The organism is Gammaproteobacteria bacterium (ex Lamellibrachia satsuma), assembly GCA_019623805.1.
Classification (GTDB): Bacteria; Pseudomonadota; Gammaproteobacteria; order Chromatiales; family Chromatiaceae; genus QGON01.
The window spans coordinates 107,061-120,492 of sequence record CP053680.1 but is presented as its reverse complement, the minus strand read 5'-3'; the positions used below and the strand labels follow the sequence as shown (position 1 = coordinate 120,492).

The 13,432-nt window shown below is 54.7% G+C and carries 8 protein-coding genes; 5 read left to right on the top strand and 3 right to left on the bottom strand.

The features are described 5' to 3' along the window. Nucleotides 1-57: 57 nt before the first annotated feature. Nucleotides 58-435 carry a hypothetical protein gene (locus tag HPY30_00500; GenBank protein QYZ64602.1) on the bottom strand — a complete coding sequence of 126 codons (378 nt, stop codon included), beginning with the start codon at nt 433-435 and terminating at the stop codon, nt 58-60. A 487-nt stretch (nt 436-922) separates the two neighbouring features. On the opposite strand from HPY30_00500, the gene HPY30_00495 reads away from it, so the two are divergent. The 3 genes from HPY30_00495 to HPY30_00485 all read left to right on the top strand — a co-directional run bounded on the left by HPY30_00495 (nt 923) and on the right by HPY30_00485 (nt 5,657). Beyond that, nucleotides 923-1,942, top strand: a complete 1,020-nt coding sequence (locus tag HPY30_00495) for an efflux RND transporter periplasmic adaptor subunit (protein ID QYZ67846.1) — start codon at nt 923-925, stop codon at nt 1,940-1,942. Between the two features lie 31 nt (nt 1,943-1,973). Beyond that, on the top strand, nt 1,974-5,024 hold the full coding sequence (locus HPY30_00490) for an efflux RND transporter permease subunit (GenBank protein ID QYZ64601.1): 3,051 nt from the start codon (nt 1,974-1,976) through the stop codon (nt 5,022-5,024). A gap of 267 nt (nt 5,025-5,291) precedes the next feature. Further along, the gene (locus tag HPY30_00485; protein ID QYZ64600.1) at nt 5,292-5,657 is read left to right on the top strand and encodes a TusE/DsrC/DsvC family sulfur relay protein; all 366 of its coding nucleotides are present in this window, start codon (nt 5,292-5,294) and stop codon (nt 5,655-5,657) included. Nucleotides 5,658-5,661: 4 nt separating this feature from the next. Here HPY30_00485 and HPY30_00480 read toward each other — a convergent pair whose 3' ends face one another. Then, complete coding sequence (locus HPY30_00480) at nt 5,662-6,036, bottom strand: CoA-binding protein (protein ID QYZ64599.1); 375 nt, start codon at nt 6,034-6,036, stop codon at nt 5,662-5,664. Beyond that, a complete protein-coding gene (locus HPY30_00475; GenBank protein ID QYZ64598.1) occupies nt 6,033-8,906 on the bottom strand; it encodes a valine--tRNA ligase in 2,874 nt (957 codons plus the stop codon). The genes HPY30_00480 and HPY30_00475 overlap by 4 nt, the downstream gene beginning before the upstream one ends. 217 nt (nt 8,907-9,123) lie before the next feature. Between HPY30_00475 and HPY30_00470 the strand changes: the two genes are divergently transcribed. Beyond that, entirely contained in the window at nt 9,124-10,344 is a 1,221-nt protein-coding gene (locus HPY30_00470) for a response regulator (protein ID QYZ64597.1), read from the top strand. A 228-nt stretch (nt 10,345-10,572) separates the two neighbouring features. Beyond that, a complete protein-coding gene (locus HPY30_00465; GenBank protein QYZ64596.1) occupies nt 10,573-13,341 on the top strand; it encodes a pyruvate, phosphate dikinase in 2,769 nt (922 codons plus the stop codon). The last annotated feature ends 91 nt before the right edge of the window (nt 13,342-13,432 follow it).

The window sequence follows — 13,432 nt, the reverse complement described above, 5'->3', positions numbered from 1 at the left end:
TGGGTAGGTCGGGCCAGCGCAGCGTAACCCGACAGGCGTAGTATTCTGCGGCAATTGCTAGTTGAGATTAATGCTTCCGTCGGCCTGATATTGGATGTAATCGAGGTTGCTCTGCAAGCCCAGATGATCTCCACTGTTGAGGAACCTGCTCAACACAATGTCGCTGCTGCCGAGATCGCCTTGTGCGCCATCCACTTCGATGAAGACGATGCAGCCCTCTTCCCAGTTTCCCGTATCGTTACAGGTTTCCCCGTCGCCCGATGCGCAGACAGTGACAGGAAGCCCACGGCGAATCGCTTCCTGATGTGCGAACTGAAGGTGGTCTGTCATGGAACCGGCCTCTTTAGCCGTGGTTTCATTTTCGTTCAGCTGACTAAAAGCCGGGACACCGGCAACGAACAAAAAAAGAAATACTGCAGCTGCCATCAGCAGCATTGTGGATCCTGTGCCATTACATCGACTGATTCTATCAATACCCATTACGCTACTGACTCCAAAATTGACCTTGTTTCTCATTATCGGAAAGTCGTGCGATTTCTTCATGCGAAAATGGAATCTAGTTCACTGAATGACAGGGATTAACCCAGAAAACCTTAATCTGAGTAATAGAAATCCCAACCTGGGGAACGGTTTTCCGATTCCACGCCAGTTTCTGTTTTGTTGCTGACAGACATTTGTCTGCATCATTCTGAACAGCAGAGGGTGGGGGATTACCGCTGCACCGGTATGAATTGTGGTATATGCTAAGATTTATTATCCCACCGCCAGTTATTACGCAATAAATATGGACATCAATAAGATGAAAAAAAATACGCTGCGATTGCCTGTAACCTTGCTTGCTGCGGTTACGTTGATCTCTCTATCTGCTTGCGCGGAGAAGGAGCCCCCTCCGGCAGAGGTAACCGCACGGCCGGTCAAGTCAATGTTAGTGGCGGCACCGGCACAGGGGGGGGTGCGAAACTTTCCCGGGCGGATCGATGCGGAACACAAGGCGGAACTCTCGTTTCGGGTGCCCGGTAAAGTGGTCAAGCTGGAGGTTACAGAGGGCGAGCAGGTCAAGAAGGGACAACTGCTGGCGAAACTCGATGCCACGGACTATCAAGTGGTCGTGAAGGATCGCCAAGCGACTTATGACAATACGAAAAAAGATTTCGATCGTGCCAAGGATCTGGTGGACAAGGGACATATTTCCCGGCGCGACTACGATAAGATTGAAGCGTCATTCAAAAGCGCCTCGGCTGCTCTGGAAAAAGCCCGACTTGATCTGCGCTACACGCAGTTGAAGGCGCCTTTTGATGGCAGCGTCGCCAGACGTTATATACAGCAGTTTGAGGAGGTGCAGGCCAAACAGACAGTCTTTTCCCTGATGGATAATACTCAACTGGAGGTCAAGTTCGACGTGCCGGAAAACCTGATCTTGCGACTTACCCCTGCCAAAACAGATGCAGAGAAGGGTGGCAAGGTATCTGTCTGGGCCGCTTTCGATACGGTGCCGGATAAACGCTTCGATCTGGTATTTAAGGAAATCGCTACCAAGGCGGATGCAAAAACCCAGACTTTTCAGGTGACTTACACTATGCCGGCACCGGCCGGACTGGTGGTATTGCCGGGCATGACGGCCAATGTTACTGCCGATCTTTCCAGGGCACTGGAAGAGAGAGTGGTCCACTTCGTGCCCGTCAAGGCGGTTTCCGCTAATGGCAAGCTCGATTCCAGGGTCTGGGTTGTGGATGAGGCCTCGATGACGGTAGCGGCGCGGAAGGTATCGCTGGGACGTATGAAGGGTGCCTCGATCGAAGTGACGGAAGGCATAGAACCGGGGATGCGGATTGTCACAGCCGGTTCCGCCTATCTTGCCGAAAACATGAATGTGACGCTGATGAAACAGACCGAGCAGGCTGAGCCCAGGGCGGAGGATATTCCCGTCATGGACAAACAGTAGCAGCGGCCCCACGGACTGACAGGAATCAGCAATGAACATCGGTGAATATTCGATAGAGAAGAAGGTCGTCTCCTGGCTGCTGGTCATCATCATGGTGGCGGGTGGCTTTTACGGCTTCGAGAAGATGGGCAAACTGGAAGATCCCAACTTCACCATCAAACAGGCCAAGATCATCACCTTCTACCCTGGCGCCACCGCCCAGGAGGTGCAGGATGAGGTGACCTACCATATAGAAGAGGCACTTCAGCTGATGGGGCAGCTGAAGCGCATCAAGATGTCTATTGCGCGCCCGGGCATGTCCGATCTTAATGTCGAGTTCAAGGACGAGTATAAGGCGAAGGATTTTCCCGACATCTACGATGAGCTGCGGCGCAAGATCGCCGACATGAAACACAAACTTCCGCCGGGGGTCCAGGGTCCGATCATCGTCGATGATTTCGGTGATGTCTATGGTATCTACCTTGCCCTGCAGGGAGAGGGTTATACCTATCGCGACCTCAAGGACGTGGCGGATGATCTCAAGAAACAGCTTGTGCTGGTGGAGGGAGTCAAAAAGATCGTCATCGGCGGTGAGCAGCCGGAAGTGGTCTATGTGGAGATCTCCCGCACCCGTATGGGTGAATTGGGTATCTCCCTGGAACAGATCGGCAATGTCCTGCAGTCCCAGAATGTGGTCGAGGATGCGGGCAAGGTGCGGGTGGGTCCCGACTATATTCGCATCCATCCGACGGGTGAGTTTGACTCAGTGCAGGCGATCGGCGATCTGCTCATCAGCTCGGATAACAGGAAACTGATCTATCTGAAGGATATCGCCTCTATACATCGTGCCTACGAGGAAGTCCCCGGTAAACTGATCTATTTCAATGGAAAGCCTGCGCTCACCATGGGTATCTCCATGCGCGGTGGCGAAAATGTCGTTGCGGTGGGTGAGACGCTGGTGCAACGCTTCCATGAGCTGCAATCGATTATTCCTGTCGGCATGGATCTGAATATTATCTATGATCAGCCCACCGAAGTTAACAATTCCGTCAACGGTTTTATCGTCAGTGTGGGCCAGGCAATCGGCATAGTGATTGCAGTCCTGCTGCTTTTCATGGGACTGACATCGGGGCTGATAATTGGAGCAGTACTTCTGATCACCGTTGCGGGCACGCTGCTTGTGATGGAGTTGTACGGTATCGAACTGCAGAGAATCTCACTGGGTGCACTGGTTATCGCGCTGGGTATGTTGGTGGATAATGCTATTGTGGTGGCGGAGGGTATGCTGGTTCGCATTCAGTCGGGTATGTCGGCTACCCAATCGGCTAAAGAAGCGGTGGGAAAGACTATCTGGGCGCTGTTGGGCGGCACCATTATCGGTATTCTTGCATTTTCCGCGATAGGCCTCTCCAGCGATAACACCGGTGAATTTGCCAGTTCCCTTTTTTACGTGATTCTGATCTCCCTGACGCTCTCCTGGGTTACGGCAATCAGTACGACGCCGCTCTTGTGCGCCCTCTTCATGCGTCCGAAAAAAGGTGGAGATGGTGCTGCGGACAATCCTTATGATAAAGGTTTCTTCAAGCTCTTCAGAAACCTTCTGAAGGCGGTCATCAAGGCGCGATGGCTGGCGATTATTGTCGTGATCGGCCTATTTGTGAGTGCCGTGCTGGGGTTCGGCTATATCAAAAACGCTTTTTTTCCCAGTGCCAATACACCGATGTTTTTTGTCGATGTCTGGGAACCTGAGGGAACCGATATTCGGGAGACTCGCGATGATGCCCTGAAGATAGCTGAATTTCTTCGCAGTCAGGCAGGTGTCGTCAAGACAACCACGCTGGTGGGTGGGGGCGATGCCCGGTTTGCGTTGACCTACGAGCCCAAAGAGGCAAGTCCGGCCTATGCCCAGATCATCGTGCAGACAGAAGAACTGGAGCAGATCTCCCAAGTCTGGCCGGCTGTCACAGCCTATATGCGCGACAATTTTCCTCAGCTCGATCCCATTATCAAACCCTTCCGCATCGGCCCTGGCAGGGACGGCAAAATCGAGGCGCGTTTCCACGGAGCGGATGCGGCAGTCCTGCGTGACTTGGCCGAACAGGCCAAGGCTATCATGCGGCAGGATGCGGAGGCCAAGGAGATCAACGACGATTGGCGCCAGCCGGTGGAGCTCATCCGTCCGCTCTTCAATGAAAAAGTGGGTCGGCAGTTGGGCATCACCCGCCATGACCTTGCCATTGCACTAAAATCTGCGTTTGAAGGTAAAAGTGTGGGTGTCTATCGGGACGGTATCCGGATGTTGCCGATCAAGCTTCGACCACCGGCTGATGAGCGTGCGGATGTGGCCAATATTCAGGACATCCGGGTCTGGAGTCCAGCGTTGCAGAAGGCGGTGCCTGTGGCACAGGTCGTGAATGGATTCGAGACTGTTTTTGAGAACACAGTAATCCGGGGGCGCAACCGGATTCAGACCATCATTGCGGCCTGTAATCCAACGGGTGAATTGGCGACGCCGCTGTTCAACCGTCTGCGGACGAAGATCGAAGCGATTGAATTGCCGTCGGGTTACGAACTCTCCTGGGGTGGTGAATATGAAGACTCCAGCAATGCCCAGGCGGGACTCTCCAAAGTGCTGCCGGCAGGTTTTATCGTGATGATTCTGGTCAGTATCCTGCTGTTTGCCAAGGTGCGTCAGCCGTTGATCATCTGGTTGACCGTGCCTCTGGCCATTGTCGGCATTACAGCCGGACTGCTTGGCTTCGACGGTGCCTTTGACTTCATGTCTCTGCTCGGTGCATTGAGTCTCATCGGCCTGTTGATCAAAAATGCCATTGTGCTGATTGATGAGATCGACCAGCAGATCGATGATGGCAAAGAGCATTTGGCGGCGATTCTGGATGCAACGGTAAGTCGGTTGCGCCCAGTATTGATGGCGGCTACTACCACGATTTTAGGATTGATCCCGCTGCTCTCTGATGTCTTCTTCGTCAACATGTCGATTACCATCATGGCGGGACTGGGTTTTGCGACGCTGCTGACACTGCTCTTTGTCCCGGTTCTGTATGCGGTTTTCTTCCGGGTGCCTTATTCCAAGGATGCTTGATGCGTCCTTGTGTGGCAAGTGCGCCTTCAACAAATAAAAATAGGATGTGTATAGGGTGTGCCATGCGCACCAAAACAAGCCGTAATCATGGTGCGACCGGCGCACACTACACATGATCCGCTGCGCTTGATCATGCCAACGAATCCAACACGCCATCGATTTTGAGCTGCAGAAATAATTGCCCTGCTTATAGCAGGGTAACTGCTGGCTGTCATGGACAGGTGCTGATCTATACTTCCTTTCATAACACCAAAGGAGGAGATGAGCATGTCGGATATACTGCAGCACATACGTAGCCCTGCCTCGAATCAGAATGACCCGGACGGCAACCTGTTGGAATTGGCTCCCTGGTCAGAAGATGCGGCGGTTGCAAGAGCCCAGGAACTGGGTATCGCATTGAGTAATGATCATTGGGATGTTGTCCTCTTCGTACGTGATTACTATCGCGGACGAGGGGAGAAAGCCAAGGCGCGGGAGATCACAAAGGCGTTGGTGGAAGAGTTTGCAGAGGATGGTGGGAAAAAATGGCTCTATCAACTGTTTCCCGGTGGCCCGGTTAACCAGGCCAGCCATATTGCCGGTATACAGGTGCCTGGTGATGCAAACGATCCATCCTTTGGCAGTACCCATTAGGCAGTCAAAAACTACCGGTTTTCAGCATTACCAGGGTGCAGCCCTCCAGCCACTCGATGCCTGCCTTGTCCAGACGTGATGTGAGGTCTCGGGATTCGGTGCCCGGATTGAAGATCACCCTGCTGGGTGCTGCATTGACGATTTCATCGAACATGGGTGCCAGGCGCTGTGGCCCGACATAGAGGGTCAGGGTGTCGATGGTTTTTGAGATCTTCCCTAATGATGAAAATACCTGCAGGCCTTCGACGCTCTCCAGTTTCGGATGTACAGGTGTGACTTCATAGCCGAGTTCGTTCAGCAGTTTAATCGCCTGATTGGCGTAACGGTGCGGTTTTGAGCTGGCGCCAAGCACCGCGACATGGTGTTCTGACGGATTCATAACGCCTGAATCTTTACTGCCTGTGCCTGCAAATCCTCAAGCGCCTTACGGGCGACCTCCATCTTGTCCTTCTCTTTCTGCACTACGGCCGCCGGTGCCTTGTCTACAAAGTTGGGGTTGGAGAGTTTTTTTCCGGTGCGTTCCACTTCCCCCTGTAGTTTGCCGATCTCTTTCTCCAGACGTTTGATCTCCGCGTCTTTGTCGATCAGACCGGCAAGGGGGATCAACACTTTCATCTCGCCTACCAACGCGGTGGCGGACTCCGGCCCCGCCTCTCCCGCTGGCAGGACTTCCACCGATTCTGTGCGGGCAAGGAAATCGAGGTAACGCCGGTTGGAGGTGAGCCAGGTCTGATCCTGTTCGGTGGCGTTGGCCAACAGCACCGGAACCGGCTTGCCGGGCGAGATATTCATCTCCCCCTTGATCTTGCGAATGCCGAGAATGAACTGCATAGTCCACTCCATTTCGGCGACAGCACTCTCGTCGATTTGTAATTGATCAGCCACCGGATAGCCCTGCAACATAATGGTGTCACCCTCGGCATCGGTCATTGGCGCGACCCTCTGCCAGATCTCTTCGGTGATGAAGGGCATGATCGGATGAGTGAGGCGAAGCAGGGTCTCCAGAACCTGAACCAGGGTGCGACGGGCGCCGCGTTTGGTCGCTTCCAACTTCCTGTCTTCCGCGACACTCGCACTTCCCTGTGCATCAGCGGCGTCCGGGGAGGCATCGTTCGTCAATACCGGCTTACAGAGTTCCAGGTACCAGTCGCAGTAGTTGTTCCAGGTGAACTCGTAGATCGCCTGGGCAGCGTGGTCGAAACGGTAGTTGTCGATCGATTGGGTTACCGCAGAAATGGTGGACTGGAGTTGGGTGGTGATCCAGCGGTCGGCGACTGAAAGTTCGACCTCTGATGAACCTTTACCGGCATCTTCGCCTTCGGTGTTCATCAACACGTAGCGGGTGGCGTTCCACAGCTTGTTGCAGAAGTTACGGTAGCCTTCGACCCGGCCCAGATCGAACTTGATGTCGCGGCCCCTGGAGGCCAGTGCGGCAAAGGTGAAGCGCATGGCATCGGTGCCGAAACTGGGGATGCCGTCGGGGAAGTCCTTACGGGTTGCCTGTTCGATCTTCTTCGCCAGCTGTGGCTGCATCATGCCACTGATGCGTTTCTCCACCAGTGGCTCCAGTTCGATGCCGTCGATCAGATCGATGGGGTCGAGCACGTTGCCCTTCGATTTCGACATCTTGTCGCCGTGGGAGTCGCGTACCAGGCCGTGTACGTAGACCTCTTTGAAAGGCACATCGTCCATGAACTTGATGCCCATCATGATCATGCGGGCGACCCAGAAGAAGATGATGTCGAAACCGGTGACCAGCACCGAGGTGGGGTAGAAGGTCTTTACCCGCTCGGTCTCTGCCGGCCAGCCCAGGGTGGAGAAGGGCCAGAGGGCGGAGCTGAACCAGGTGTCGAGCACATCCTCGTCCTGACGTAGCGGGTAGTCGTCCGCCAGGTTGTGCTGCTTACGGACAGCTTCTTCGGAGCGGCCGACATAGACGTTACCGGCATCGTCGTACCAGGCCGGGATGCGGTGCCCCCACCAGATCTGGCGGCTGATGCACCAGTCCTGGATATTGCGCATCCACTCAAAATAGGTGTTTTTCCAGTTGTCGGGTACGAATTTGATGTCGCCGTTCTCTACTGCCTCGATAGCCGGTTTCGCCAAAGGGCCGACCTTGACGTACCACTGGTCGGTGAGAAGGGGTTCGATAACCGCGTCGGAGCGGTCACCCCGTGGCACCATCAGCTTGTGGTCGTCGATCTTCTCCAGCAGTCCCTGGGCCTTCAGGTCGGTCACGATCTGCTTGCGTGCAGCGTAGCGGTCCATGCCGATGTAGGCTGTCGGGATCAGGTTGTCCTCATCCTCATCGTTGTCACGGATAGCGGCATCGATGGTAAAGATATTGATCAGGCCGCCGTGGGGCTCTTCGGTGATGACCTTCTCATCCCGGTGGCGCTGCCAGACCGCATAGTCGTTGAAGTCGTGGGCCGGCGTAATCTTTACGCAGCCGGTGCCGAACTCGGGATCGACATGCTCTTCGTCGGCGATGATTGGAATCATGCGCCCGGTGAGAGGCAGTTCCAGCAGTTCGCCGATCATGTGCTTGTAGCGCTCGTCGCTGGGATTGACTGCCACCGCGCAGTCGCCGAGCAGGGTTTCCGGCCGCGTGGTGGCGACGACCAGATGGCCCTGGCCGTTGGAGAGAGGATAGCGCATGTGCCACATGTGGCCATTCTCCTCCTCGGAGAGCACCTCCAGATCGGAGACGGCGGTATGCAACACCGGATCCCAGTTGACCAGACGTTTGCCGCGGTAGATCAGTCCCTCTTCATAGAGGCGGACAAAGACCTCCTTTACCGCATCCGAAAGCCCCTCATCCATGGTAAAGCGTTCGTGCTCCCAGTCGAGGGACGATCCCATGCGCCGTAGCTGGAGGGTGATTGTGTTGCCTGAGTGCTCTTTCCAATCCCAGATCCGATCGATGAATTTTTCCCGCCCATAGTCGTGACGGGTCTCCCCTTCGGCGTTGATTAGTCGTTCAACCACCATCTGTGTGGCTATCCCCGCATGATCAGATCCCGCCTGCCAGAGGGTGCGTTCCCCCTTCATGCGGTGGAAACGGGTCAGGGCATCCATGATGGTGTCCTGAAAGGCGTGACCCATGTGCAGTCTGCCGGTGACATTGGGTGGCGGGATCATGATGCAGTAGGCATCGTCCCCTTCGTCTTTGGGCGCAAAGTAACCGCGCTCCTCCCAAGTCTGGTACCAGTGTTGCTCTATGGAGTGGGGATCGTAGGTCTTGTCCATGGGTTTCGTGATGGTTGGTCGCAAAAGGCGCCTAGTATAACCGGATGGACCGGATAAGGTGGAGGGTGGTTTTTCGCTGATTCTGCACAACTGTAGAGAATCTTCCTCCAGTTATAGCGCTCGTGGCCGCTAGACAGGTATGGAACGGCTCTGTTTCGGAGGCGGGTGTGCCGGAATGGGCGCTAACTAATGGAATTAACTGATGCGTATTTGAGAAATGGACGCTTCTATAGACATACTTGCGATAGACGACGACAAGATAAGCCGTAAAATTATTGGCCGCAGCCTTGAGGCGGCAGGTATGGTGCCGAGATTTGCCGAAACTGGCGAGGAGGGGCTTGCTGAAGCCCAGCGCCATATTCCCGATATCGTCCTTCTCGATGTGGAGATGCCCGGCCTCAATGGTTATGAGGTCTGCGATCGTCTGCGCCATACAGAAGCAACCAAAGATGTTCCGGTTGTCTTCCTCTCCTCCCATAGTTCCCTGCGGGAAAGGATGCTGGGCTACGAAATGGGGGGGGACGACTATCTGGTAAAGCCTTTTGAGCCGGAAAACCTGATCGCCCGCATCAGGGTGCTGATCAAATACAGGGAAGAGCAGCAGGTGCTGCAGGCGCAATACGAGCAGGCGCAGAAAACCGCCTTTATCGCGATGACCGGGACCAGCGAACTGGGCATGGCTGTGCAGTTTGTGGAGAAGAGTTACGCCCACAAAACCTACGAGGAGCTGGCAGATGAGCTTTTCGGAGTCATGCACCATCTGCAACTGCAGTCTTGCCTGATGATCATGGATGAAAATACGCCTCTTTGGTTCTCATCGGAGGGCAGCATCAGTCCGTTGGAAAAGGAACTGATCGAGATGGCAGATAAGGACATGCGTTTTTTTGATTTTGGAGCCAATACCATCATCAACTACCCCACGCTCAGTCTGTTGGTAAAAAACATGCCGCTCGATGATCCCGAGCGTTATGGGCAAATCAAGGATCTCATGCCGGTAATGCTTTCTGCGGCGAATGCCAAAAACAGCACTATTAGTGTCGAAATGGCCCTGCTGGGGCAGAGCCGCGATCTGTTGAGTGCCTTTGGCCAGATCCGGGCTAAGCTCTACTATCTTGCCAGGGGTATGTTGGACAAGCAGGAAGAGAGTGGTGGACTGCTGCGGGAGATGGCGGAGCATATCAACTACGATCTGTTGAGCATGGGTCTGGAGGAAGATCAGGAGGATTATCTACTGGCGCGAATCGATACTGCGATTGATGATGCGATGGAACGCATCGACTCAGGTGAGACTATTTACTATACGCTGTCAAATGTGCTGGCGAGCATTAAAGGGGTTATGCAGAACCAGGAGCATATCGTGGAGGCGTTTACCATGAGCCAGGCAGTGGATGGTGATGCAGATGAGAAAAATTATGAAGGGGATATTGAGCTCTTTTAAACGCTGAAAATCCGCTACAAAATCCGGATAAAAGTCTATTCTTCATTGCTGAATCTGTCTTCAGTCCCTCTTACGAACAAATCGCCATGACCATGACCCGATAATAGGGTCATCCCGCTGTGTTCCGGGTGAATTCGGTAATGGTTCGGCAACAAAAAAAGGCTATCATACTCTGATGATTCAATCGGGGTGGAGCAGGTTCCGCCTCCCGACAAAGGAAAGAAGTAAATGAGTGGAAAAAGACAGGTTTTCTCTTTCGAAGAAGGTGACGGCAAGAACAAACAGCTGTTGGGCGGCAAAGGTGCGAATTTGTGCGAGATGACCCAGTTCGGTCTCAATGTGCCGCCTGGCTTCGTCATCTCCACCGAGGCCTGTCTAGACTATCTTGCCAACGAAACCCGGCAGTTGCCGGATGGCCTGATGGACGATGTGAGAGAACACATGAAACGGGTCGAGGCGGCCACCGGCAAGGGCTTTGGTGATGCAGAGAACCCGCTGCTGGTCTCTGTACGTTCCGGCTCCGCAATGTCGATGCCGGGAATGATGGACACCATTCTCAACCTGGGGCTTAACTCCAAGACCCTGCTGGGTGAAATCGAGCAGACTGGTGACGCCCGTTTCGGATATGACGCCTATCGCCGCTTCATTCAGCTCTTCGGCAAGGTCGCTCTCAATGTGCCTGACGAACTCTTTGATGCTGAGTTTGAGCAGGTGAAACAGAAGGCGCATGTTTCAGAAGATGTGGGGCTCTCCGGAGATGACCTGAAAGAGATTTGCGAACGTTTTCTGACCGTTTTTGAGAATCATACCGGACGACCTTTTCCGGAAGACCCATACGACCAGCTGGAGATTGCCATCAAAGCGGTATTCGGCTCCTGGGGCGGCAAGCGGGCAGTGGATTACCGCCGTGAATTCAATATCACACCCGAAATGGCCAATGGTACTGCGGTCAATGTCTGCACCATGGTCTTCGGAAATCGGGGCGACGACTCCGCCACCGGCGTTGGCTTCACCCGTAACCCCGGTACCGGCGAGAACAAGTTGTATGGCGAGTATCTGGTCAATGCTCAGGGTGAGGATGTGGTGGCGGGTATCCGTACGCCGAAACCCATCGACCATCTTACGGAAGAGATGCCGGAGATGGCGCGGCAGCTTGCGGAACTGCGTGAAAAACTGGAGACCCATTATAAAGAGATACAGGATTTTGAGTTCACCATTGAGCGTGGCACTCTCTACTGTCTGCAGACCCGCAACGGAAAGATGAATGCAGTTGCCATGGTGCGCACCTCTGTGGAGATGGTGGAGGAGGGGCTGATCGACAGGGAGCAGGCGCTGCTGCGCATTGATCCCGCCCATCTTGAACAGATGCTCTACCCTCGTCTTGATCCCGACGCCAAGGCGGATGCGGTGGCACAGGGTTTGCCCGCATCGCCGGGCGCGGCCAGCGGCCGGGTCGTTTTCGATGCGGATCGGGCGGAGATCTTCGGCAAAGAGCAGGGGCAGAAGGTGATACTGATGCGCGAAGAGACCAAGCCCGAAGATATCCACGGCTTTTTCGCTTCGGAAGGTATCCTCACCAGTCGTGGCGGCAAGACATCTCACGCCGCGGTGGTGGCCCGTGGCATGGGTAAGCCCTGTGTGGCAGGTGCGGAGGGTATCTCTGTGGATGTTCAGCGCCGGGAAGCGCACATCGGCGGTTTGGTGATCCGGGAAGGCGATGTGGTCACCATCGACGGTAGTAGCGGCAACGTCTATTTGGGTGAGATATCGATGGTGGAGCCGGACTTCACCGAGGAGCTGAACCGGTTGCTGCGCTGGGCTGATGATGAGGCTTATCTGCGGGTGGTGGCCAATGCCGATACTGGACCGGATGCCACGCGGGCGCTCAAGTATGGCGCCAAGGGTATAGGTCTCTGTCGTACCGAGCGCATGTTCAATGATGTCGACCGTCTGCCGGTAGTGATCGAAATGATCGTGGCGGAAACCGATGAACAGCGTGAGGCGGCTCTGGATAAGCTACTGCCGATGCAGCGCGCCGACTTTAAGGCGATATTTGAAGTCATGGCGCCGTTTCCGGTCACCATTCGCCTGCTCGATCCGCCGATCCACGAGTTTCTGCCATCCGAGCAGCAGTTACTGGCGGATCTGGAAAAGTTGCACCATCTGCGCAATTCGGTGCGCGGCATGGAGGTTTTGGCAAGCAGCATGATCCTGCTGCACGATCCTGATCAGGCAAAGCAGGAAGCGGCTTCGATGCGCCAGATCGTGGACATCGACATGGTGGAAAAGACGCTGAAAAAGAAGGAGACCATGCTGAAAAAGGTACGGGCTCTGACAGAAACCAACCCGATGCTGGGGCATCGCGGCGTACGGCTGGGTATCACCTTTCCTGAGATCTATTCGATGCAGATTCGGGCAATCCTGGAAGCTGCCGCCGAGTGTGCCGCCAAGGACCTGGAAGTGCATCCGCAGATCATGGTGCCTCAGGTCTGTACTTCGGAAGAGCTGAAAAAGGTAAAAGAGACCGTCGACCGGATTCGCATCGAAGTTGAGGCTGAGTTTGGACATAAACTCAATTTTCGCTTCGGTACCATGATCGAGGTGGTGCGTGCCTGCATGCGGGCTGACACCTTGGCTGAAGAGGTGGAGTTCTTCTCTTTCGGTACCAATGATCTGACCCAGGCCACCTTCTCCTTCTCCCGCGAGGATGCCGAAAACAAGTTCCTGCCCATGTACAACCAGATCGGTATTCTCCAGGACAACCCTTTCGAGGTGCTGGACGAAAAAGGTGTGGGCAAGCTGATGGATCTGGCAGTGAAGTGGGGACGAGAAAAGAAGCCTGACCTGAGTGTCGGTATCTGCGGTGAGCACGGTGGACATCCGGCCTCCATCGCCTTCTGCCACAAAGCGGGTCTGAACTATGTCTCCTGTTCTGCACCGAGAGTGCCGGTGGCAAGGCTGGCCGCTGCCCATGCCAGTCTGCTGAATCGTAAATAGAATCCCCCACTCCGCGGAGGGGTGTTGCTCAAACTTTTGTGTAGGTCGGGTTACGCTACGCTAACCCAACCTACACTTGTTAAATTCCCCC

What these genes read in the sequence shown, in the direction of transcription:
- HPY30_00500 (QYZ64602.1), bottom strand. Translation starts at nt 435, where the DNA reads ATGCTGCTGATGGCAGCTGCAGTATTTCTTTTTTTGTTCGTTGCCGGT.
- HPY30_00495 (QYZ67846.1), top strand. Translation starts at nt 923, where the DNA reads ATGTTAGTGGCGGCACCGGCACAGGGGGGGGTGCGAAACTTTCCCGGG.
- HPY30_00490 (QYZ64601.1), top strand. Translation starts at nt 1,974, where the DNA reads ATGAACATCGGTGAATATTCGATAGAGAAGAAGGTCGTCTCCTGGCTG.
- HPY30_00485 (QYZ64600.1), top strand. Translation starts at nt 5,292, where the DNA reads ATGTCGGATATACTGCAGCACATACGTAGCCCTGCCTCGAATCAGAAT.
- HPY30_00480 (QYZ64599.1), bottom strand. Translation starts at nt 6,036, where the DNA reads ATGAATCCGTCAGAACACCATGTCGCGGTGCTTGGCGCCAGCTCAAAA.
- HPY30_00475 (QYZ64598.1), bottom strand. Translation starts at nt 8,906, where the DNA reads ATGGACAAGACCTACGATCCCCACTCCATAGAGCAACACTGGTACCAG.
- HPY30_00470 (QYZ64597.1), top strand. Translation starts at nt 9,124, where the DNA reads ATGGACGCTTCTATAGACATACTTGCGATAGACGACGACAAGATAAGC.
- HPY30_00465 (QYZ64596.1), top strand. Translation starts at nt 10,573, where the DNA reads ATGAGTGGAAAAAGACAGGTTTTCTCTTTCGAAGAAGGTGACGGCAAG.